Source organism: Rivihabitans pingtungensis, from assembly GCF_003201855.1.
Lineage (GTDB): Bacteria > Pseudomonadota > Gammaproteobacteria > Burkholderiales > Aquaspirillaceae > Rivihabitans > Rivihabitans pingtungensis.
Genome location: NZ_QJKI01000024.1, coordinates 38,528 through 59,654 on the forward strand (window position 1 = coordinate 38,528; position 21,127 = coordinate 59,654).

The 21,127-nt window shown below is 63.6% G+C and carries 17 protein-coding genes and 1 pseudogene; 12 read left to right on the forward strand and 6 right to left on the reverse strand.

The annotated features are described in order from the left end of the window. Positions 1 to 94 precede the first annotated feature (94 nt). The gene (locus tag DFR34_RS14040; RefSeq protein WP_110391787.1) at positions 95 to 994 is read right to left on the reverse strand and encodes a DMT family transporter; all 900 of its coding nucleotides are present in this window, start codon (positions 992 to 994) and stop codon (positions 95 to 97) included. Between the two features lie 386 nt (positions 995 to 1,380). On the opposite strand from DFR34_RS14040, the gene DFR34_RS14045 reads away from it, so the two are divergent. Further along, positions 1,381 to 2,052 carry a GGDEF domain-containing protein gene (locus tag DFR34_RS14045; protein WP_211309427.1) on the forward strand — a complete coding sequence of 224 codons (672 nt, stop codon included), beginning with the start codon at positions 1,381 to 1,383 and terminating at the stop codon, positions 2,050 to 2,052. 483 nt (positions 2,053 to 2,535) lie between these two features. Continuing rightward, entirely contained in the window at positions 2,536 to 3,954 is a 1,419-nt protein-coding gene (aspA, locus tag DFR34_RS14050) for an aspartate ammonia-lyase (RefSeq protein ID WP_110391789.1), read from the forward strand. A 113-nt stretch (positions 3,955 to 4,067) separates the two neighbouring features. On the opposite strand, the gene DFR34_RS14055 is transcribed toward aspA, so the two are convergent. Next, complete coding sequence (locus DFR34_RS14055; protein ID WP_110391790.1) at positions 4,068 to 4,709, reverse strand: response regulator transcription factor; 642 nt, start codon at positions 4,707 to 4,709, stop codon at positions 4,068 to 4,070. Beyond that, the gene (locus DFR34_RS14060) at positions 4,706 to 6,070 is read right to left on the reverse strand and encodes a cache domain-containing protein (RefSeq protein WP_110391791.1); all 1,365 of its coding nucleotides are present in this window, start codon (positions 6,068 to 6,070) and stop codon (positions 4,706 to 4,708) included. The genes DFR34_RS14055 and DFR34_RS14060 overlap by 4 nt, the downstream gene beginning before the upstream one ends. Positions 6,071 to 6,357: 287 nt before the next feature. Between DFR34_RS14060 and DFR34_RS14065 the strand changes: the two genes are divergently transcribed. From DFR34_RS14065 to DFR34_RS14075, 3 genes are all read left to right on the forward strand, one after another. Next, the gene (locus DFR34_RS14065) at positions 6,358 to 8,418 is read left to right on the forward strand and encodes a carbon starvation CstA family protein (RefSeq protein WP_110391792.1); all 2,061 of its coding nucleotides are present in this window, start codon (positions 6,358 to 6,360) and stop codon (positions 8,416 to 8,418) included. 4 nt (positions 8,419 to 8,422) lie between these two features. After that, positions 8,423 to 8,617, forward strand: a complete 195-nt coding sequence (locus tag DFR34_RS14070) for a YbdD/YjiX family protein (protein ID WP_110391793.1) — start codon at positions 8,423 to 8,425, stop codon at positions 8,615 to 8,617. Between the two features lie 153 nt (positions 8,618 to 8,770). Further along, on the forward strand, positions 8,771 to 9,793 hold the full coding sequence (locus DFR34_RS14075; protein WP_110391794.1) for a CobW family GTP-binding protein: 1,023 nt from the start codon (positions 8,771 to 8,773) through the stop codon (positions 9,791 to 9,793). A gap of 55 nt (positions 9,794 to 9,848) precedes the next feature. On the opposite strand, the gene DFR34_RS14080 is transcribed toward DFR34_RS14075, so the two are convergent. Then, a complete protein-coding gene (locus DFR34_RS14080) occupies positions 9,849 to 11,240 on the reverse strand; it encodes a cytochrome P450 (RefSeq protein WP_211309428.1) in 1,392 nt (463 codons plus the stop codon). Between the two features lie 126 nt (positions 11,241 to 11,366). Here DFR34_RS14080 and DFR34_RS14085 point away from each other — a divergent pair, with 126 nt between their 5' ends. The 4 genes from DFR34_RS14085 (at position 11,367) to DFR34_RS17210 (ending at position 14,334) form a co-directional block, all read left to right on the forward strand. Beyond that, positions 11,367 to 12,281 carry an AraC family transcriptional regulator gene (locus tag DFR34_RS14085; protein ID WP_110391795.1) on the forward strand — a complete coding sequence of 305 codons (915 nt, stop codon included), beginning with the start codon at positions 11,367 to 11,369 and terminating at the stop codon, positions 12,279 to 12,281. 82 nt (positions 12,282 to 12,363) lie between these two features. Beyond that, positions 12,364 to 13,548, forward strand: coding sequence for a helix-turn-helix domain-containing protein (locus tag DFR34_RS14090; protein WP_211309429.1), 1,185 nt, complete (start codon positions 12,364 to 12,366; stop codon positions 13,546 to 13,548). Continuing rightward, positions 13,529 to 14,026 carry a PIN domain-containing protein gene (locus DFR34_RS14095; RefSeq protein WP_110391796.1) on the forward strand — a complete coding sequence of 166 codons (498 nt, stop codon included), beginning with the start codon at positions 13,529 to 13,531 and terminating at the stop codon, positions 14,024 to 14,026. The genes DFR34_RS14090 and DFR34_RS14095 overlap by 20 nt, the downstream gene beginning before the upstream one ends. Before the next feature lie 161 nt (positions 14,027 to 14,187). Further along, positions 14,188 to 14,334 (forward strand): hypothetical protein, encoded by a 147-nt coding sequence (locus tag DFR34_RS17210; protein ID WP_158281840.1) that lies wholly within the window; start codon positions 14,188 to 14,190, stop codon positions 14,332 to 14,334. Between the two features lie 78 nt (positions 14,335 to 14,412). Here DFR34_RS17210 and DFR34_RS14100 read toward each other — a convergent pair whose 3' ends face one another. Continuing rightward, positions 14,413 to 15,792: an L-serine ammonia-lyase gene (locus DFR34_RS14100; protein ID WP_110391797.1), complete on the reverse strand. Its 1,380-nt coding sequence runs from the start codon at positions 15,790 to 15,792 to the stop codon at positions 14,413 to 14,415. 633 nt (positions 15,793 to 16,425) lie between these two features. Between DFR34_RS14100 and DFR34_RS14105 the strand changes: the two genes are divergently transcribed. Then, positions 16,426 to 17,712 carry a dicarboxylate/amino acid:cation symporter gene (locus DFR34_RS14105; RefSeq protein WP_110391804.1) on the forward strand — a complete coding sequence of 429 codons (1,287 nt, stop codon included), beginning with the start codon at positions 16,426 to 16,428 and terminating at the stop codon, positions 17,710 to 17,712. Between the two features lie 313 nt (positions 17,713 to 18,025). Next, entirely contained in the window at positions 18,026 to 19,108 is a 1,083-nt protein-coding gene (gene dinB / locus DFR34_RS14110; RefSeq protein ID WP_110391798.1) for a DNA polymerase IV, read from the forward strand. A gap of 57 nt (positions 19,109 to 19,165) precedes the next feature. On the opposite strand, the gene DFR34_RS14115 is transcribed toward dinB, so the two are convergent. Continuing rightward, positions 19,166 to 20,467 (reverse strand): DUF3422 family protein, encoded by a 1,302-nt coding sequence (locus DFR34_RS14115; protein WP_110391799.1) that lies wholly within the window; start codon positions 20,465 to 20,467, stop codon positions 19,166 to 19,168. Between the two features lie 233 nt (positions 20,468 to 20,700). On the opposite strand from DFR34_RS14115, the pseudogene DFR34_RS14120 reads away from it, so the two are divergent. Then, a pseudogene (locus DFR34_RS14120) lies at positions 20,701 to 20,934 on the forward strand (hypothetical protein); the annotation flags it as partial. Positions 20,935 to 21,127 lie beyond the last annotated feature (193 nt).

Below are 21,127 nucleotides of genomic sequence, written 5' to 3' on the forward strand. Positions count from 1 at the left end.
ATAAACGGCGGTTAAGCGCCACCGCCTGAGGCACATAATCAACCTGCCTAAACGCACAGCAGTCCATCAATACCTACGCATGCCGGTGTTGCCCTCAATCATGAATATCACTGACCTCAACCTCGGCCTGCGGCCGCGACAACACCAGCACCCCGGCCAGAATCAGCGCGCCGCCCAGCAGTTGCGACATGCTCACCGATTCGCCCAGCCACACCGCCGCCAGCAGCACGGTGACCACCGGTTCGAAGGTGGACATCATCGAGGCGCGGGTGGCGCCCACCCAGCGCAGCCCGACCAAAAACCCGACAATCGCCAGCACGGTGCAAATCAGCGCAATCGCCAGCAGCGCCAGCCAGCCGGCGCTATTGTGCGGCCAGTGCAGGCCATCGCCCTTGGCCAGCACAATCAGGCCATTGGTCACGCTGGCGGCCAAAAACACCACGCAAGCCGAAGAAATCGGGTGGCTGCCGGTGGCGTAGCGCCCGCCCAGCAAGATATAGCTGGAATAAATCAGCGCCGAGGCCACGCCCAGAGCAATGCCCAGCGGCTGGCCGGCCAGTTCCAGCCCCAGGGTGATCACCAGGCCGCTGAAGGTCAGCGCGGCGGCCAGCCATTTGCGCGCGGTAAGCTGCTCGCCAAACAGCCAGGCCGACAGCAGCATCACCAGCACCGGATACAGATACAGCAGCAAGGCCACGGTGCCGGCCGGGGCGTAATTGAGCGCCATGAAAAAAGTTTGCGAATTGCCGGTGTAGCACACCCCGCCCATCACCAGCAGCGCCACCAGCGCCCGCCCGCGCGGCCACGGCAGCCGGCCAATCAGCACCACCGGCAACAGGCACAGCCCGGCCAAAGTAAAACGCAAAAACAATAAAGACGCGGCATCCAGGCCGGCGGCGTAAGCCAGCTTGGCAAAAATCGCCATGCTGCCAAAGGCGGCGGCGGACACCAGCACGCACACCGTGCCCCACAAACGGGGCGAACGCAATTCCATGATGTCAGGCTCCAGCAAGCAGGGCTGTCGCGGCGGGCGTGCGCCTTGTGGTGCGCAAATTATTAGACAGCCGTCACAGCCATTATCGGGCGAACAGCCTAGCACAGCACTGCGCCAGCGGCAGCATCTGTGCAGTAAAACACCCGAAACCAGCAGAGACAGCGCACAGTTTTGGTGAAAACACCCTGGCGGATCGGGTGTTGCACCGGGGCAGCAGCGCAAAAATCTGATGAAAATCTTCAACACTGCCGGCATGCGACAGACAGATGACACGCAACCGCCCTGTCATCTAACCGTCATCGCCCTGCGCTATGCTGTTTGCCCCACCTTTGCTATCCTCGCGCCCCGGCGCGCCATGCCCAATGTCTGACTTCGACCTTTTCGCCATGGAAACTCTGGCTGCCGACGCCAGCCGGCAAGTGCTGGCCAATCCGCACGCCAGCGCGGCCGATTATCGCCAGGCCTTGGGCACACTGCTGACGCATTTCGAGCGGCTGGTGCGGGAAACCCGGCGCATGATCAGCCAGTCCGACCGGCGCGAGGCCGAGATGAACCAGCTCAACGCCCGCCTGGGCGAGCTGGCCCGCCGCCTGCAATACGAAGCCACCCATGACGGGCTGACCGGCGTGCTGAACCGCGCGGCCATCACCGACCGCGCCGAGCAATTGATGGGCGCGGTGATTCTGCTGGACATCGACCACTTCAAACGCATCAATGATCACCACGGCCACCCCTGCGGCGACGCCACGCTGATTGAGCTCACCCGCCGGGTGCTGGCCACACTGCCGGCGGAAGCCATGCTGGGCCGGCTGGGCGGCGAGGAATTCCTGGTGGTGTGCCCCGGCATGCGGCTGGGCGAGGCGGCGATTCTGGCGGAAACCGTGCGCGAGCAGGTGGCCGGCCAGCCGTTCACTGCCGGTGGCCACGCGCTGGCGGTCAGCATCAGCGCTGGCGTGGCCCTGCTGATGGCCGATGCGCACAGCGCCTATCAAAGCGCCGACGCCGCGCTGTATCGGGCCAAGAGCGGCGGGCGCAATCGGGTGGAAGTGGCGCGCTGAGCGGGCCGGCGGCTTACCCCGGTATGCTGGGCACGGTGGACAATACCCTGCTCGCGTGGTGATGCAACCTGGTCGTACTGCGGTCGTGCGCTGGCGGTGTCAGCGTCGCGGACAACACTCAGCGCAGCAATCCCGGCCTGGCGAGTGGCCGCTGGCCCTACCGCGAGTAGGGCAAAAAACCACCAGGTGATTGGCCAACGGCCAATATGCCAGATCGTCAGCGCTGCTCAGTGTGGCTGTTGGCGCGCCGGGCATGGGCAGCCCATGGGGTGCGCCGTTTTGCGCAATCCGCTATCCTTCTGCCTTGATTTTCAGGCTGCGATGCTGACAAATACTTGTTTTTACAATGGCTTTTGTTGCACCGCACCAGCCTGAACTATGCCGCTGCGGCATGGCGTGATGAACAAACAGCATTGGTCAGCCATTTGTGCGTGTCGCTATAGTCCGCAGCCTGTACCGCCTGACAGGATTCGATTTCACTCCATGACTGCTTCTGCCGAACGCACCGAACACGATCTGCTGGGCGCGCGCACGCTGCCCGGCCACGCCTATTACGGCATTCACACCCTGCGCGCGCTGGAGAATTTTCCGATCAGCGGCGCGCCGATTTCGGTGTATCCCGAGCTGATTCGCGCGCTGGCCTGCGTCAAGCAAGCCGCCGCCGAAGCCAATGCCGAGCTGGGCTTGCTGCCCGAGGCCAAGCGCCGGGCGATTGTCGCCGCCTGCGCCGAAATCCGTGCCGGCGCGCTGCACGAGCATTTTGTGGTGGATGTGATCCAGGGCGGCGCCGGCACCTCCACCAATATGAACGCCAACGAAGTGATCGCCAACCGTGCGCTGGAGCTGATGGGCCACCAGCGCGGCGACTATCAGCACCTGCACCCGCATCAGGACGTCAACCTCAGCCAGAGCACCAATGATGTCTACCCCACCGCACTGAAGCTGGCCGCCTACTTTGGCATCAGCCGCTTGCGCGAAGCGATGGCCTATCTGCGCCAGGCGTTTGCCGACCGCGCCGAGGCGTTTGCCGATGTACTGAAAATGGGCCGCACCCAGTTACAGGACGCGGTGCCGATGACGCTGGGCCAGGAGTTTGGCGCTTATGCGGTGATGCTGGGCGAGGACGAAGCCCGGCTGGGCGAGGCGTCTTTGCTGATTACCGAAATCAATCTGGGCGCCACCGCCATTGGCACCGGCATCAACACCCACCCGGATTACGCCCATGTCGCCTGCCGCCATCTGGCGCGCATCAGCGGCGTGCCGGTGTCCACCGCGGATAACCTGGTGGAAGCCTCGCAGGATTGCGGCAGCTTTGTGCAGCTTTCCGGCGTGCTCAAGCGGGTGGCGGTGAAACTGTCCAAAACCTGCAACGACCTGCGCCTGTTGTCATCCGGCCCGCGCGCTGGCCTGGGCGAAATCAATCTGCCCACCACCCAGGCCGGTTCCAGCATCATCCCCGGCAAGGTCAACCCGGTGATCCCGGAAGTGGTCAACCAGATTGCTTTTGAGGTGATTGGCAATGACCTGACCGTCAGCTTTGCCGCCGAGGCCGGCCAGTTGCAGCACAACGCCTTCGAACCGATCATCGCCCACAGCCTGTTCAAGAGCATCACCCACTTGCGCAATGGCTGCCTGGTGCTGGCCGACCGCTGCGTGCGCGGCATCACCGCCAACCGCGAGCATATGCGTGCGCAGGTGGAAAACTCCATCGGGATTGTCACCGCACTGACGCCGTATATCGGCTACGAACAGGCCACCGAGCTGGCGCAGGACGCGCTGCAAACCGGGCGCAGCGTGTACAAGCTGGCGCTGGCCAAGGGCTTGCTCACCCGCGAGGCGCTGGAAGAAATCCTCAAACCAGAACGGCTGACCCGCCCGCGCAAGTTTGTGCCGCTGCGCTGACACACACTGATGACGCACTGCCAACCAAACCGGCGCGCAGACACGGGAAAATCTTGTGCGCAGCGCACCGGACAGCGCCTGCTGCGCCAGGATGCGGTGAGTTGCATTCGCCGCTACAGCCAGCCGTGCTCAATGGCGAATTTGGCCAGGCCGGCGGCCGAATCAATGCCCAGCTTGCGGCGCACGCTTAACCGGTGGGTTTCGGCAGTGCGCACGCTGATGTCCAGTTGCAGGGCGATGGCCTTGTTGGACAGCCCCTGCGCCAGCAGGATCAGCACTTCGCGTTCGCGCTCGGACAAGCCATGGCCGGGCTGGGCGTGGCGCTGGGCAAACAGCGTGCGCGCCACTTCGGTGCTGTAATAGCTGCCGCCAGCGGCCACGGCGTCGATGGCAGCGATGATTTCGTGCGAGCCGGCGTCTTTCAGCACATAGCCCTTGGCCCCGGCGGCAATCGCCCGGCTGTAATACTCGGGGGTGTCGTACATGCTGAGAATCAGCACGCGGATGGCCGGGTGCGCCTGGCTGAGTCGCTCGGTCAGCTCCAGGCCGTTCATTTCTTTCATGCCGATGTCCACCAGCATCACGTCAGGGCACAGCTCGGCGGCGCACAGCAGCGCCTCGTGGCCATTGCTGGCCTCGCCAATCACCTCCAGATGCGCCACTGCGCCCAGCCGGGCGCGCAGGCCATCGCGCACCAGCGGATGGTCGTCCACCAACATCAGGCGCACCGGCAGGGTGCTGACTGCGTCATTCATAACAAAGCCTCGCGTTCCAAGGGCAGGCTGACACGCAGCACGGTGCGCCCTGGGATGGATTGCAGAGAAAAATCGCCCGCCAGATGCTCCACGCGCTCGCGGATATTGCGCAGGCCAATGCCGGTGCTGGCGTATAGCGCATCCGCCGGGCAGCCGCGGCCGTTGTCGATCAGCGTCAGCTCCACCCGGTTGCCGTGGCGGCAGAGCTGGATGTCCACCTGGCTGGCGTGGGCGTGGCGCTCGATATTGCACAGCCCTTCCTGGGCAATGCGGAACAGCGCCACGGTTTTGGCCGGCTGGCGATTCAGCGCGGTCATCTCGTGGTCGGTGTGTTGCTGCACGACGATGCCGGTGCGCTGGGCAAATTCGCGGCTGAGTTGGTCCAGCGCGGCGGCCAGCCCCAGGGTATCCAGCAGCGAGGGGTGCAGGTCGTGCGAAATCCGTCGCACCTCGCCAATCGCCTCACCCAGCCGGCCCAGGCCCTGGCGCATGCTGTCGCTGGCGCGCTCGTCGCCGTGGTCCAGTTGGTGCTGGGCCAATTCAAACTGAAACTTCACCGACACCAATAACTGCGAAATGCCGTCGTGCAGCTCGCGCGACACCCGCGCGCGCTCGTCTTCCTGCGATTGCACAATGCGCTGGGCCATGGCTTTGAGCTTGCTGTCGGCCAGCCGGTGTTCGCTGACATTCAGCGCCAGCCCGCCGGCAAACACCAGCAGCACCGCCACCAACGCCACCGCGCCCAGCGCCAGCAAGGTGCTGCGGGCATTGCCGCGCGCGCGTTCGCGCACTTGGGCGGTGGCGCGCTCGACATCGTCCAGATAAATACCGGTGCCCAACATCCAGCCCCAGCGCGGCAGCAGCTCTACATAGCCAAGTTTTTCCGTCATCTGGTGGATAGAGGGTTTTTCCCAGCCGTAGCGCTGGTAGCCGTCACCGTCGCGAGCGGCGGCCAGCAGGGCGCGGATCACATGGCGGCCTTGCGGGTCGGTCAAATCCCACAGATTGCGCCCGACCAGCTCGGGCTGGCGTGGATGCACCAGGTTGCGTCCGCCAGTGTCGTAGGCAAAGAAATAGCCGTCATCGCCAAAGCTCAGCCCCTGCAAGATCGCCTTGGCCTGTGTCTGCGCCTGTTCGCGCGGCAGGCGTGGGTTGGCGTACAGCGGCTCGATCGAGCTTAAGGCCAGCTCGACATAGTGCTTGAGCTCGGCGCGTTTGCTGGCCAGCAGGCTTTCTTCCAGCAGCGCGGCCTGTTGTTCGGCCAGCCGCTCGGCGCGGTATTGCACCAGCGCGCCCACCGCCACAATCGCCAGCAGCAGCGGCAGCACGGTAAGCGCCAGAATTTTGTGTTTGAGTTCCATGGCTTTGCTGCACCGCACTACGTAGTACTGCGTAGCGGCGGCCGGTAGTCGTGCGGATGTGGACAGAGACGCAAAAAGCCATAGTAGAGCCCAAGCCCGGCCGCTGGCGCAAGCCCGCGCCGTCTGCGCCATGGCCACGCCCTTGCCGGCGGGCGCAGATCCGCTGCCGGCGGCAAGCCCCCTGCCCTCGTCCCCCTCGGCGAGCGGCTGGGAGCTTGCTCACGCTTGTCTGACGTCGGCGCGCCAACGCAGCGCGCCCGCACATCTAAATCATCTGGAGAACTGTCATGAATCAATTGTCCCGCCACGCCCTGTTCGGGCTGGTGGCGCTGGTCGGCGCATTCGCGCTGGGCACGGTGGCGCTGCATCGCGGCGAATCCATCAATGCCCTGTGGATTGTGGTGGCCGCCGTCTCGGTTTATCTGATTGCCTACCGCTACTATGGCCTGTTTATCGCCCGCACGGTGATGAAGCTGGACGCCAATCGCGCCACCCCGGCGATTGTGCACAATGATGGCCTGGACTACGTGCCCACCAATAAAAACGTGCTGTTCGGCCACCACTTTGCCGCCATTGCCGGCGCCGGCCCGCTGGTGGGCCCGGTGCTGGCCGCCCAGCTGGGCTATTTGCCCGGCATGCTGTGGATTCTGGCAGGCGTGGTGTTTGCCGGCGCGGTGCAGGATTTCATGGTGCTGTTTATCTCCACCCGCCGCGATGGCCGCTCGCTGGGTGATTTGATCAAATCGGAAATGGGCGCCGTGCCGGGGGTGATTGCCCTGTTTGGCACCTTCATGATCATGGTCATCATCCTGGCGGTGCTGGCGCTGATCGTGGTCAAGGCGCTGGCGGAAAGCCCGTGGGGCGCGTTCACCGTGGCTGCCACCATCCCCATTGCTTTGTTCATGGGCGTGTACAGCCGCTATATCCGGCCGGGCCGCATTGGCGAAATCTCGCTGATTGGCTTTGTGCTGCTGATGCTGGCCATCTGGGGCGGCGGTCAGATTGCCGCTGACCCGTACTGGGGCGCGGCGTTTACCTTTACTGGCGTGCAACTGACCTGGATGCTGATTGGCTATGGCTTTGTCGCCTCGGTGCTGCCGGTATGGCTGCTGCTGGCCCCGCGTGATTATTTGTCCACCTTCCTGAAAATCGGCACTATTGTCGGCCTGGCGATTGGCATTCTGGTGGTGGCCCCGCATCTGCGCATGCCGGCGCTCACCCAGTTTGTCGATGGTTCTGGCCCGGTGTGGGCGGGCAATCTGTTCCCCTTCCTGTTCATCACCATCGCCTGCGGCGCGGTGTCGGGTTTTCATGCGCTGATTTCCTCGGGCACCACGCCCAAGCTGCTGGAAAACGAGTCGCACATGCCCTACATCGGCTACGGTGGCATGCTGATGGAAAGCTTTGTCGCCATCATGGCGCTGATCGCCGCCTCGGTGATCGACCCTGGCGTGTATTTTGTGATGAACAGCCCGGCGGCCGTGGTCGGCAAGACCGCCGAATCCGCCGCCGCCGCGGTGTCCAACTTCGGCTTTTTGATCACCCCGGAAATGATCACCCACACCGCGCAGACCCTGGGCGAAAAAACCATCATCTCGCGCGCTGGCGGCGCGCCGACTTTGGCGGTGGGCATGGCGGAAATCCTGTCCAGCGTGTTTGGCGGCGACGGCATGAAGGCCTTCTGGTATCACTTTGCCATCCTGTTTGAGGCGCTGTTCATCCTCACCGCGGTGGACGCCGGCACCCGCGCCGGGCGCTTTATGTTGCAGGATTTGCTTGGCACCTTTGCCCCCAGCCTGCGCAAGACTGATTCGTGGGTAGCCAGCCTGACCGCCACCGGCCTGTGCGTGGCCGCCTGGGGTTACTTTTTGTATCAGGGCGTGGTCGATCCGCTGGGCGGCATCAACACCCTGTGGCCGCTGTTTGGCATCGCCAACCAGATGCTGGCCGGCATTGCCCTGACCCTGGCCACCGTGGTGCTGTTCAAGCTCAAGCGCGAACGCTATGCCTGGGTGACCATCGTGCCGACCATCTGGCTGCTGGTGTGCACGCTGACCGCCGGCTGGCTGAAGGTGTTTGCAGACAATCCCAAGATCGGTTTTCTGGCGCACGCCCATAAATACCAGGCGGCGCTGGACAAGGGCGAGGTGCTGGCCCCGGCCAAGAGCCTGGCGCAGATGCAGCAGGTGGTGTTCAACGACTATGTGGACGCCACGCTGGCCTTTGGCTTCATCCTGCTGGTGGTGAGCATTGTGCTGTTTGGCGTGCGCGCCTGCTGGAAAGCCTGGCAGAGCCAGCAGCCCACCGCGCGGGAAACGCCGTTCACCCCGCTGCCGGCCAAGGCTTAAGGCCATGTTTGCCCAGCTGGAGAAGCTTGGCAAATACCTCGGTCAGGCCGCCAATCTGATGGTGGGCGTGCCTGACTATGAAGTGTATTTGCAGCATATGCGCGCCACGCACCCGGAAGAAACGCCGATGACGTATGAGGCATTTTTTCGGGAGCGGCAAGAGGCGCGCTATGGTGGGGGCGCAGGGAAGTGTTGTTGAGTTAGCCCCCGCGCAGGCGGGAACCCAGGCAAATATCCACGGCGCGCCGAGGGTGAACGCGCGCCGGCCGCTTGTCCACCATTGTCATCGACGATGGCGGCGTTCCCCCCGCATCATGGCGGGGTTTTCTTTTTGGTGTGTTGCGGAGCTTGCATGAATCCGATTCCAGTCACTTTGCTTACCGGTTTTCTTGGCGCGGGCAAAACCACCTTGCTCAATCACATTCTGCGCGGCGCGCATGGGCAAAAAATTGCCGTGATCGAGAACGAGTTTGGCCCGGTGAATATCGACAGCGCCTTGCTGATCCACGAAGCCAGCGAAGTGATCGAGATGACCAATGGCTGTCTGTGCTGCACCATTCGCGGTGATCTGGACGGGCATTTGCGCGATTTGCACGCCCGGCGGGCGGCGGGGGAGCTGGCGTTTGACCGCCTGGTGATCGAAACCACCGGGCTGGCCGACCCGACGCCAATCACCCAGACATTTTTTGCCAGTGACGCGCTGATTCAGGCCTATCGGCTGGATGGGGTGATTGCCGTGGTGGATGCGCTGCACGCGCCGGCACAGTTGGCCGAGCATGCCGTGGTGCGCCGGCAGATTGGCTTTGCCGACCGGGTGCTGGTGTCCAAGGGCGATTTGGTGGATGAGCAAGCGCTGGCGGCGTTGAGCGCGCGGCTGGCGCGCATCAACCTTGCCGCCGGGCAATACCGGCTGGCGCATGGCGAGGTGGATTTGGGCCTGCTGTTTGATCTGCGTGGTTTTCATCTGGACGACAGCGTGCTGGCGGCGCCGGCAGCGCATCCGGCGCAGTTGTATCAGCCAGCGCTGGGCGCCAGCCGGTCGGCGTTTCGCGCGCCAGCGCCGGCGCAGTCGTTTGCCGACGACATCGCCGCGCTGCATTTGCATCACCCCGGCGCGCTGGACATGCTGCGCATCAGCGCTTTCATGAACCAGCTGATGGAGCAGCACGGCGACGCGCTGTTGCGCCACAAGGGCATGCTGGCGATTGCCGGCGAGCCGCGCCGGCTGATTTTTCAGGGGGTGCACAAGATTGCCGGCTTTGACTACGGCCGCGAATGGGGCGATGAAGCGCCGCGCTCGGACATCGTGCTGATTGGCCGCAGCCTGCCGGAAGCGGCGCTGCGCGCTGGCTTTGCCGAGTGCGTGGCGGGCTGAAAACCGCTTGGCCAGGCTGCCGGGCAACAAAGCCAGGAGGCTTTGTAAGCGGCTCTTAGCCCACACGCCGGCGGATATCCAGCCACAGCGCATCCGGCCGGCACGACACCTGCAACAGCGGCTGCGGCGCTGGCTGGTCGGCGGCGGCGCGCCAGCTGAAGCCTTGCGCCAGCAGGGCGGTCAGCACGGTGAGCTCCATCATCGCCTGGTGCTGGCCCAGGCACACGCGCGGGCCCAGGCCAAACGGCAGCCAGTGCGGATGCGTGCTGGCCTCGTGCTCGGCAAAGCGCGCCGGACAAAAATCTTCCGGCAGGGCAAACGCCTGTGGATCGTGCTGCGCCAGCTGCACCGGCAGCAGCAACAGCGTGCCGGCCGGCAGCCGCCACGGGCCCACGGTGATCGGGCGGATGGCACGGCGGGTGCTCAGCAGCGGCGCAGCCGGGTGCAGGCGCAGGGTTTCTTCCAGCGAGCGGCGCAGCACGGTCAGCGCGGGCGCATCCGCAGCGGTGGGCGCCCGCCCGCGCAGGACGCGGCAGGCTTCGGCGCTGACCTCGGACTGAATCTCGGGCTGGCGCGCCAGCGCCCACATCCACCAGGCCAATGTCGCGCCCGTGGTTTCGTGCCCGGCCAGCAAGGCGGTCATGCATTCGTCGCGCACGGCGCGCAGCGGCCAGGCGTTGGGGTCGGCGCGGTGCAGGCGCAGCCAGCGGCTGAGCAGATCGTCCGGCCAGGCAGCCTCGGCCAGCGCCAGCCGGGCGTGCAACTGGCGCTGAATCAAGCCATCCAGCCACTGCCGGGCCTGGCGCTTGCCGCGCTTGTGCGGCAGCCAGTCCGGCCAACTGGCCGGCCAGAACAACTCGGCATGGCTGGCGGCCAGCACCGTGCGCACCGCCTGCGCGGCGGTGGGCGCTGCCTCGCCCAGTTCCAGCGAAAACAATAAACGAGCAATCACCTCCAGCGTCAGCGTGGCCAAGGCCTGGTCAGCGCGCCAGGCGGGATGGGCGCTGGGCCAGCCGGCCAGCACTCGCCCAGCAGCCTCGGCTATCGCCGGCGCGGCATCCTGCGCCGCCTGCCGGGAAAACCCCGCCGCCAACGCCCGCCGCTTGTCGCGCCAAGCCTGGCCTTCGGCAATAAACACGCTATGGCCATACAACTGGCCAAACACCTGCATGCCGCGCGGCCAGCGCGTCAGCGCCTCGTGCTGTTTGACCAGCACCTCGTGCAGCAAGGCCGGATCGCTGATCACCACCTGATGCAGCGGCCACACCCGCAAATGCACCACATCGCCATACTCGGCGCGCCAACGCGCCAGCACCGCCAAAGGGTCACGCGATAATTCCGCCAGCACACCCCAACCGCCCCACCTGGCGCGCGGGCCGGGCGGCCAGTCGGTGGACACAGCATGGGCAGCGCCAAAGCGCCAGGGACAACGGGGAGCGTCCGACATGATGACCTCGCAACAGGCATGAACAGGCCATCAGTATCGCCAGCGCGCGCGGGGTGGTCTTGAACGCAAACGACATGGCCGACGCGCCATCGACGCCCACTCTCGTCACGCCTATACTGCCCCGCCATGTGCGCCGATTTCACCGCCTGCCCCGACCCCCTCGCCCGCGCCCCGCGCGCGGGCGGGCGGGCCAGCGTGCTGATTGCCCCGCCCAGCCTGCAAGGCGCGCTCAGCGCGGTAGTGTGGCGCGACACGGCTGGGCTGGCGCTGAACACCGCGCAAAAGCTCAATCATTTTCCCGCCACGCCGCTGGTGTGTCTGTCGTGGTTTCAGGGCATGGACATTGGTTTGATCGAATCCAGCGAGGGCGGCGCGCCGCGCTGGCGGCCGCTGGACGCCGCGCTGACCTGGTCGGGTAGCCAGTCGCGGCCACTGGTCAGTTGGTCGCCCAGCGTGGGGCGCGCCGGCATGGCGTGTTTTCCGGTAGATGTCGCCCACGCGCTGTTTGGCGTGGACCCGCACGACCTGCTGGACCGCTTTGCCCCGGCGCAGGCGGTATTGGACGCCTCGTGGCAAGGCTTGCTGGACGATTTGCTGGCCAGCGCCAACCCGCACGCCGCGCTGGCGGCGCTGGAGCATCACCTGGCCCCGCGCTGGCAGGCGCTGCGCCAACGCGCCGACCCGGCGCCATCGCTGGCGCAAATCGGCCGCCACTGGGTGCAGCGGCTGGCCTGGCAGGCGATGCAATGGCGCGACAGCCACAGCGAGCGTCAGATCGAACGGCGCATCAAGCGCTACAGCGGCCGCTCGCTGCGCGAATGGCGCATGCTGGTGAAAACCGAAGGCGCGCTGTTTGCCGGCCTGCAACGCCACCACGCTGGCCTGCCGCTGGACCTGGCCGCGCTGGCGCATGAGCAAGGCTTTGCCGACCAAGCCCACCTGAGCCGCGCCACCAAACGCATTACCGGCTTTGCCCCAGCGGAGTTTGCCCGGCGCTTTGTTGAGGATGAATCGTTTTGGGTGTATCGGTTGTGGGTGTGAGTGAGGCTCAGCGGTAGATTTCGCTGCGCTTGCCCAGGCGCAGAGCCCTAATTTTCGATCTGGCCGATTGCCGGCATCTCAGGTGACCATCCACGTGCCCGGAATGACGGCAGGCCTTGCCTACACGCCAAACATGGTTTACATTTTCAAAAATAAAATAAAAAATGTAAACCAAACGATAACCGATGGAGATGCGGATATGATTGGCGAACGATTACTTCGTGCCAGAAAAGCCGCCGGGCTCTCGCTACGCGCCTTGGCCGAGCAGGTTGGCGTATCACCGACAGCCATCAACAAATATGAAAAAGGCGAGCTGACGCCTTCTTCTGGGCAGCTATTGAAGCTGGCCAAGGTGCTTGGCGTGCGCACTGAATATTTTTTGCGGCCAACAACTTTACAGCTTGAAGGTGTTGAGTATCGGAAGCGCTCGTCCACACCGCAAAAATTTTTAGACCAGATTGCCGCCGATGTCACAGATCAGGCCGAGCGCTGGATTGAGCTTCTTGGTTTGTATCCGCAGCCTCCCATTCCCAAGTTTACCTTGCCGGATGGATTGCCTCAGGAAGTGGCGGGGGACGCACAGATTGAAGCGGTCGCTGAGCTTATCCGGGATAAGTGGGCGCTAGGAAGCAATCCGATCCCTGATTTGATAGACACGCTTGAGTCTCGCGGTGTGATGGTGCTGGTGACTGCGATTGAGGATTGCGCCAAGTTTGATGGCTTGGCGGCCAGCGCAGATGGCATGCCGGTGATTGTTGTCGCTAAAGAATGGCCAGGTGACCGGCAACGTTTTACTTTGGCTCATGAGCTTGGCCATTTGGTCTTGCACGGCCGACTGGCGGCGGGGCTGGATGAGGAAAAAGCCTGTAACCATTTCGCTGGCGCTTTTCTGCTCCCCAGGCAAGAAGTGATCAAGCAGATTGGACAACACCGAAACGCACTGGAGGCGCGTGAGCTGTACATGCTTAAGCAAGAGTTTGGCATCAGCATGCTCGGCGCGCTTTTCCGGATCAAGCAAGCGGGGATTATCTCGGAAACCATGAGTAAAAATTGGTTTATGGAGTTCTCCAAGCGAGGATGGCGCAAAACCGAGCCAGGTGATCAGTATCGACCAGAAGACACCTATCTCTTCGAAGGGCTGGTGTATCGGGCATTGGCAGAAGGGTATATCGGAGACTCCAAGGCGGCTGAGTTGCTCAAAATCTCGCTGATGCGTTTCAAGTCGGACAGGCAGCTGGAGAGCGCCCATGCAGCTACTGATCAGTGATGCAAATATTCTGATCGATATGGAAGAAGGCGGCTTGCTTGATCTGATGTTCTTGCTTCCTTACCAGTTCAAGGTCCCGGATGTTGTGTTGGATGAAGAGCTTGAAGAGATGGCCGGCAGGCTGCGTGCTTTAAGCATACAGGTCGGCGAGCTGGATGGGGACGGGATGCGACATGCAATCGAATTGAGTGGTAAGCACAAAAAAGTCAGTCGATACGACTGCATTGGGCTTGCGCTGGCCAAACAGGAATGCTGCCCCTTGTTAACGGGAGATCGCGCGCTGAGAGCGGCAGCGAGTCAAGAGGCGGTAGTGGTCAAAGGCACGGTCTGGCTTATGGAACAGCTGATTGTGCTTGGCAAGCTCAGTGTCACCGAGGCCGAGGCCAGCATTGTGCGGATGCGCGAGAAGGGCAGGCGACTGCCTTGGGAGCAAATAGCGCTGATGCTGAGCTCGATAGAAAATACCGGGCATGAGTAACAAACCACAGTTTCGGAAGCCAAGTTGGCGCTTGGCTTCCGAGATGGGGCTGATGGGCATCAGTCCCGGTTGCTTGGCAAAACGAGCAAAGTGGATTCTAGTCCACAAAATTTTGCCATGGCAATCAGACAATCATTGCCCAGAAAGGGGGTGACTATGCTGTGGCAAAACAACTCAAGTTAGACCTGCCCTTGCCAGAAGGGTATGAGATCCAGTTTCGGGCCTTCATCACCCTGAAGAATGGCAAGCGGCTGTACGCCAAACAATATGGGCTGCGCGGCTTTCCGATTCCAGTGAAAGTGGCGTAATCCACAGACAAGCACCCGCCTTTGCGGGCGCTTGTCTGTGATACACAGCGTATTGCTGCGAGAGACCCAAAGCCCCCCTCAACACTCAATCCAATTCACCGCCAGCCCCCCGCGCGCGGTTTCTTTGTATTTGCTGCTCATGTCCCGGCCGGTGTCGCGCATGGTGCGGATCACCCGGTCCAGCGACACATGGTGCTGGCCGTCGCCGCGCAGGGCCATGCGGGCGGCGTTGATCGCCTTGATCGAGGCCATGGCGTTGCGTTCGATGCAGGGCACTTGCACCAGGCCGCCAATCGGGTCGCAGGTCAGGCCCAGATTGTGTTCCATGCCGATTTCGGCGGCGTTTTCCACTTGTTCCGGCGTGCCGCCCAGCACTTCGGCCAGCGCGCCGGCAGCCATCGAGCAGGCTGAGCCCACTTCGCCCTGGCAGCCCACTTCGGCGCCGGAGATCGAGGCGTTGAGTTTGAACAGGATGCCAATCGCCCCGGCGGTGAGCAGAAAGCGCACCACGCCGTCGGCGTTGGCGCCGGGCACAAAGCGGGTGTAGTAGTGCAGCACGGCGGGGATGATGCCGGCGGCGCCGTTGGTGGGGGCGGTGACCACCCGGCCGCCAGCGGCGTTTTCTTCGTTGACTGCCAGCGCGTATAAATTCACCCAGTCCATCACCGTCAGCGGGTCGCGCAGCGCGGCTTCGGGCGTGGCGCACAGCGTGCGGTAAAGCTCGGCGGCGCGGCGGCGCACGTGCATGCCGCCGGGCAGCACGCCTTCGCGCTGGCAGCCGCGCGCCACACAGGCTTGCATCACCTCCCACAGTTTTAACAGGCCGGCGCGCACGCTGGCTTCGTCGCGCCAGGCCAGTTCGTTGGCCAGCATGATCTGGCTGATCGGTTGCTGATGCTCGCGGCACAGCGCCAGCAGTTCGCGCGCGCTGGCAAACGGGTGGCGCAGTTGCTGCGGGCCGGGCGGAACAAAGCCGCTGCTCAGCGCGCTGTCGTCCACCACAAAACCGCCGCCCACCGAGTAATAGGTGCGCGCATCCAACAGCACGCCGCTGGCGTCGCTGGCTTCGCAGCGCATGGCGTTGGGGTGGTAGGGCAGGCTTTTGCGTTTGTGCAGAATCAGGTGTTCGCGCTCGATAAAGGCAATCGGGTGCTGGCCCAGCAGGCTGAGTTGGCCGCTGGCGCGGATGACGTCCAGGATGGCCGGGGCGTGGTCGGGGTCGATCAGGTCGGGGCTTTCGCCATGCAGGCCCAGCATCACTGCGGTGTCGCTGCCGTGGCCCTTGCCGGTGGCGCCCAGCGAGCCAAACAGCTCGACGCGCACTTGCGCCACGGCGGCAAGCTGGCCATCGCGCGCCAGCCGGCTGACAAACTGACGGGCGGCGCGCATCGGGCCGACGGTGTGCGAGCTGGAAGGGCCGATGCCGATTTTGAACAGGTCGAATACGCTGATGGCCATGCTGAGTCCTCGTGGGTGATGCGCGCCTTGGGTGAGCTCACAAAACACTTCTGGCGTTGTTGCACAACCTTGCCAGGCTTCTCGCCCTGCCTGCGCGGGCTTGGCGTGTGACCGCAGACAGTACAAGAAGTACGACAAGGTCACACAACAACGCCAGGAGGGTTTTGTGAGCAGCGCTTATTGGGCACGCCGCGTGCCGGTGGTGCAGTGTAGCGCGGCGGTGGCGCGCGGCGCGTGACTGGGCGCGACATCGAATGCGGGCAGATGCGACATGCTTGGGCGGCTCGCGGCCGGGCGGCGGTGGGCAAAACCGTCTGGGCCAGCGCCTGGCGAGGTGGATTTTGTGGGGTGGCCGGTATGGTCTGTTCGGTTTTCCGACGATTTTGGTCGGGCTTGGTTCGGTTTTCCGTTTCAAATATGCTTTATGAATTTATTGTTTTATTGTAAATCATGAGCTTAGACTGCGTGTTGTGCTGGCACGAAGCGTGCAATAGTCGGCGCCCACGTCACACGGCCGCTTCATGTTGATGGCATTTTCTGTCTGTCATGAATTGGCAATTTTTGCCCCTTGTGACGCCATTTGCCGCTTGCGACAGCGCGCGGTGGATGTCCATGACACGAAAGGAAACCATCATGAAAATGAACCGGCTGACCACCTGGATCGGCTGCGCCCTGGTGCTGGGGGTGATTGTGGGTTATGCCTGCAACACCCTGGCCGCCTCGCCGGCGCAGGCCAAGGAAATCGCCTCGTATTTCAGCATCCTCACCGATATCTTTCTGCGCCTGATCAAGATGATCATCGCCCCGCTGGTGTTCGCCACCCTGGTGGCTGGCCTGGCAGGCATGGGTGACGCCCGTTCGGTGGGCCGCATCGGCAGCCGGGCGCTGGGCTGGTTCATCGGCGCCTCGTTTTGCTCGCTGTTCATCGGCCTGATTTTTGCCAATGTGCTGCACCCTGGCCACGCGCTGAACGTGCCGCTGCCAGAATCCGCCGCCGGGCTGAACCTGAAAACCGGCGCGCTGAACCTGAAAGACTTTATCACTCATGTCTTCCCCAAGAGCATCATCGAGGCCATGGCCGGCAATGAGGTTTTGCAGATTCTGGTGTTTGCGCTGTTCTTTGGCCTGGCGCTGGGCCATCTGCACAGCCAGACCGCCCGCTCGCTGGTGAACACCATGGATGAAGTGGTGCACGTAATGCTGAAAGTCACCGACTATGTGATGCGCTTTGCCCCGTTTGGCGTGTTTGGCGCGGTGGCCGGCGCCATCACCACCAATGGCCTGGGCATGCTGGTGATTTTTGGCAAATTCATGCTGAGTTTCTATGTGGCGCTGGCGGTGCTGTGGCTGGTGCTGATTGGCGCTGGCTATCTGGTGCTGGGCCGCGATGTGTTCCGTTTGCTCAAGCTGGTGCGCGGGCCGCTGCTGGTGGGGTTTTCCACCGCCTCCAGCGAGTCGGTGTACCCCAAGCTGATGGAACAGCTGGAAAAATTTGGTGTCAAAACCCGCGTGACGGGCTTTGTGCTGCCGCTGGGTTATTCGTTTAACCTGGATGGCTCGATGATGTACACCACCTTTCTGGCGCTGTTCATCGCCCAAGCTTACGACATCCCGATGACCCTCACCGCCCAGATCACCATGCTGCTGGTGCTGATGGTGTCGTCCAAGGGCATTGCCGGCGTGCCGCGCGCCTCGCTGGTGGTGGTGGCCGCCGTGCTGCCGATGTTTGGCCTGCCCGAGGCCGGCCTGTTGCTGATTCTGGGTATTGACCACTTCCTGGACATGGGCCGCACCGTCACCAATGTGCTGGGCAACGCCATTGCCACCGCCGTGGTGGCCAAGTGGGAAGGCGCCATCGACCCGGTGGACCCGGCGCTGGCCGAGCGTGAAGAGTCGCTGCCGGTGGAAGGCGAAGCCTAAGCGCCGCTCACAAAACCTTCCTGGCGTTGTGGTGTGACCTTGCCGTACTTGTTGTACTGTCTGCGGTCACACGCCTAGCCAGGACCGCTTCGCTGGATTTTGTGAACGACGCTAAGCACCACCTCAGGCCGGCGCGCGCATGACAGCACCCGCTGTCAGCGCGGGCCGGCTTTGGCATACTGGCGGCGCTGACCAAACCCTCCTGGCGTCGTTACGCGGCCTTGCCGGACGACTTTACGATCTGTGGCCGCAGCCTGGCCAGGATCGCTGCGCGGGGTTGTATGAGCGACGCTTATTGCCCGCCCGGATGCCGATGAACCCGCCTGCCCGCAAAATCATTCACATCGATTGCGACTGCTTTTTTGCCGCCGTGGAAATGCGCGACCATCCCGAATGGCGCGATGTGCCGCTGGCGGTGGGCGGCGCGCCTGCCGCGCGTGGGGTGATTGCCACCTGCAATTATCCGGCGCGCGCCTTTGGCATTCACTCCGCCATGCCCTCGGCACAGGCGCTCAAGCGCTGCCCGCACTTGGTGCTGGTGCCGGGCGACATGGCGCGCTACCGCGAAGCTTCACAGGCGGTGCGCGCGGTGTTCGAGCGCTTTACCAGCTTGATCGAGCCGGTGTCGCTGGACGAAGCCTATCTGGATGTCAGCGGCCAGCCGCATTGCCAGGGCAGCGCCACGCGCATGGCCGAGGCGATTCGCGCCGCCATCCGCCACGAGGTGGGCATCACCGCCTCGGCCGGCATTGCCCCCAATAAAATGCTGGCCAAGATCGCCAGTGACTGGAACAAGCCCGACGGCCAATGGCTGATCCGCCCGCAGGACATCGCCGAATTCATGCCCAGCTTGCCGGTGCATAAGCTCAACGGCGTCGGCCCGGCCACCGCTGCACGGCTGGCGGCGCTGGGGGTGAGCACCTGCGGCCAGTTGCAGCAGCTGCCGCTGGCCGAACTAGCGCAGCGCTTTGGTCGCTTTGGCGAGCGTCTGCACCAGATGGCGCGCGGCGAGGATACCCGGCCGGTGCGCAGCGAGCGGGTGCGCAAATCGCTCAGCGTCGAGCGCACCTATCCAGTGGACTTGCCCGACCTGGCCGCCTGCGCTGCGCAGCTGCCCAGCCTGCTGGCCGCGCTGACCGCACGGCTGGCGCCGTGGCTGGCCAGCGGCGGCCAGTTTCGCGGCGCCTGGGTGAAGGTGCGCTTTGCCGATTTTCATCACACCACGGTGGAAGACATTCATGCCCCGCTTACCGAGCCGGCGCTGCATGCGCTGTTGGTGCAGGCATTGGCGCGCGGCGGCCAGCCGGTGCGCCTCTTGGGGGTGGGCGTGCGGCTGATGCCGCCGGCCGCGCCACACAGCGCGCGACACAGCCAGCAATTGGAGCTGTTTGCCTGAGCAGGGCGCCAACGCCGCACAACGTTTTATGAGCGACACGCACTCGGTGAATAACGCTCAGTGACCCAGGCTTTTTTTCATTTTTTGCGTGCCCCACCACACCCCGGCGGCCACCAGCGGAATGGCCAGGCCGGTGACCAATTCGGGGTTGACCGGCGCACCGGCCACTTTCAGCGCCTTGGCCAGATAGCCAATCAAGCCCACCGCGTAATAGGTCAGCACGCCCACCGACAGCCCTTCCACGGTTTCTTGCAGACGCAGTTGCAGCTCGGCGCGGCGGTCCATCGACGCCAGCAGCGCCTGATTCTGCCCTTGCAGCGACACCTCCACCCGCGTGCGCAGCAAGGCGGTGGCGCGCTGGATGCGCGCGGCCAGCTGGGTTTGCCGGTTGCCGATGGTTTCGCAGGTGGCCATGGCCGGCGCCAGCCGGCGGATGGTGAACTCCCGGAAGGGCTGCACCCCGCCCAGCCGCGCCTCGCGCAATTCCTCAATGCGCCGCTCCACCTGGCGGTAATACGCCTGCCCGGCCGAGAAGCGATATTGCGTGCTGGAAATCGCGTCTTCCAGGTCGGCGGCCAGTTCGGTGAGCTGATCCAGCAAGGCGTCGTCGCTGCTGCGCGCGCCGCTCTTGCCGCTCATCTGCCCGGTAAGCGCGCGCATGCGCCGGCCCAGATCGTCCATCACCCGCACCTGCGCCTTGGCCACCGGCAGCGCCAGCAAGGCCAGCATGCGATAGGTTTCCAGCTCGAACAGCCGTTGCAGCATGCGCCCGCGCTGCGAAGCGCTCATGCCGTAATCCAGCACCAACAGGCGGGTGACGCCAGCGCCCAGATTGCGGTCCGGGTGCAGGCGCAGATCGGTCAGCGCCATGGCGTTGCCGTCGCCAATGCTGGCGCCCACCAGATCGTTGCCGGCAAACCACTGCTGCGCCAGGGTTTCCGTGTCGGCGGCGCCGGCATCTTCCTGCGGCAGGATCACCGCATGAATCGCCACCAGCAGCGGGTCGGCTTGATTGGACAGCCAATCCAGCGGCAAGCCTTCAAATGCGCTGTCGGCAAATGGCTCGCCAGTGCGGCCACGGCGCAGCAGGGTGTAGCGGGCAAACTCGGTGTGCAGCCCCCAGTTCAGCCGCAGGCCGGGCAGCTCGGCCTGGTATTGCACCGCGTCGGCCGCCGGCAAGGGCAAACCCAGCTGCGCCGCCAGCCGCGACAGCGCCTGACGCTGGCGGCTGCCGTCGTCGTCAAAGAAAAACGCCAGCGAAGTCACCTGCGCAGGCGAAGGCACGGACACCGGCGTGCGCACATGGGCTTCGTTGTTCAGCAACTGGCGCTGCGGATGCAGAAAAAAAGTATCGGTCATGGTGTGGAGTGACAAGGCAAGAGTAATCGGCACGAAAATAAAACAAATGTTTGAATCTGGGCAATCCTGTCATGCCGAGCGTCCGTGGCGGCCCGGCGAGCTGTTGACAGGGGTTTACCACCTTTTAGACTATTTTGCTATTAGCAATTGGTTTGAAGTTTTTTCTAGGAATATAAAATTCCCGGATACTGGCCCTCGACATCTGCACACCCACTAATCTGTCAGGAGCCATCATGAAAACCAAATTGTCACTGCTGCTGGCCGGCGCGCTGGCGCTGGCCCCGTCGGCCTGGGCCGCCTCGCTGCTGAATGTGTCCTACGACCCCACCCGCGAACTGTACAAGGAAATCAACCCGGCTTTCATCAAATCCTGGCAGAGCCAAACCGGCGAAACGCTGACCATCCAGCAATCGCACGGCGGCTCGGGCAAGCAGGCCCGCTCGGTGATTGATGGCCTGTCGGCGGATGTGGTCACCCTGGCGCTGGCGCACGACATTGACGAAATCGCCGAAAAAACCAAACTCTTGCCTAGAGCATGTTCTGAACCATCCCAACAACATCAGGAAGGTGCGGCAGCATCAACATGGCAAACGCCACGTAATGTAATCCAGCCAGCGTCTGCGGCAGCTTCTCGTAAGCTCTGGCCAAACGCCGGAAGCG

Bases quoted from the DNA above. Each gene is read 5' to 3' on its own strand.
- DFR34_RS14055 (WP_110391790.1), bottom strand. From the start codon at position 4,709: ATGAATGACGCAGTCAGCACCCTGCCGGTGCGCCTGATGTTGGTGGAC.
- DFR34_RS14065 (WP_110391792.1), top strand. From the start codon at position 6,358: ATGAATCAATTGTCCCGCCACGCCCTGTTCGGGCTGGTGGCGCTGGTC.
- DFR34_RS14085 (WP_110391795.1), top strand. From the start codon at position 11,367: ATGTGCGCCGATTTCACCGCCTGCCCCGACCCCCTCGCCCGCGCCCCG.
- DFR34_RS14075 (WP_110391794.1), top strand. From the start codon at position 8,771: ATGAATCCGATTCCAGTCACTTTGCTTACCGGTTTTCTTGGCGCGGGC.
- DFR34_RS14080 (WP_211309428.1), bottom strand. From the start codon at position 11,240: ATGTCGGACGCTCCCCGTTGTCCCTGGCGCTTTGGCGCTGCCCATGCT.
- DFR34_RS14060 (WP_110391791.1), bottom strand. From the start codon at position 6,070: ATGGAACTCAAACACAAAATTCTGGCGCTTACCGTGCTGCCGCTGCTG.
- DFR34_RS14040 (WP_110391787.1), bottom strand. From the start codon at position 994: ATGGAATTGCGTTCGCCCCGTTTGTGGGGCACGGTGTGCGTGCTGGTG.
- DFR34_RS14070 (WP_110391793.1), top strand. From the start codon at position 8,423: ATGTTTGCCCAGCTGGAGAAGCTTGGCAAATACCTCGGTCAGGCCGCC.
- aspA (WP_110391789.1), top strand. From the start codon at position 2,536: ATGACTGCTTCTGCCGAACGCACCGAACACGATCTGCTGGGCGCGCGC.
- DFR34_RS14095 (WP_110391796.1), top strand. From the start codon at position 13,529: ATGCAGCTACTGATCAGTGATGCAAATATTCTGATCGATATGGAAGAA.
- DFR34_RS14045 (WP_211309427.1), top strand. From the start codon at position 1,381: ATGGAAACTCTGGCTGCCGACGCCAGCCGGCAAGTGCTGGCCAATCCG.
- dinB (WP_110391798.1), top strand. From the start codon at position 18,026: ATGAACCCGCCTGCCCGCAAAATCATTCACATCGATTGCGACTGCTTT.
- DFR34_RS14115 (WP_110391799.1), bottom strand. From the start codon at position 20,467: ATGACCGATACTTTTTTTCTGCATCCGCAGCGCCAGTTGCTGAACAAC.
- DFR34_RS14100 (WP_110391797.1), bottom strand. From the start codon at position 15,792: ATGGCCATCAGCGTATTCGACCTGTTCAAAATCGGCATCGGCCCTTCC.
- DFR34_RS14105 (WP_110391804.1), top strand. From the start codon at position 16,426: ATGAAAATGAACCGGCTGACCACCTGGATCGGCTGCGCCCTGGTGCTG.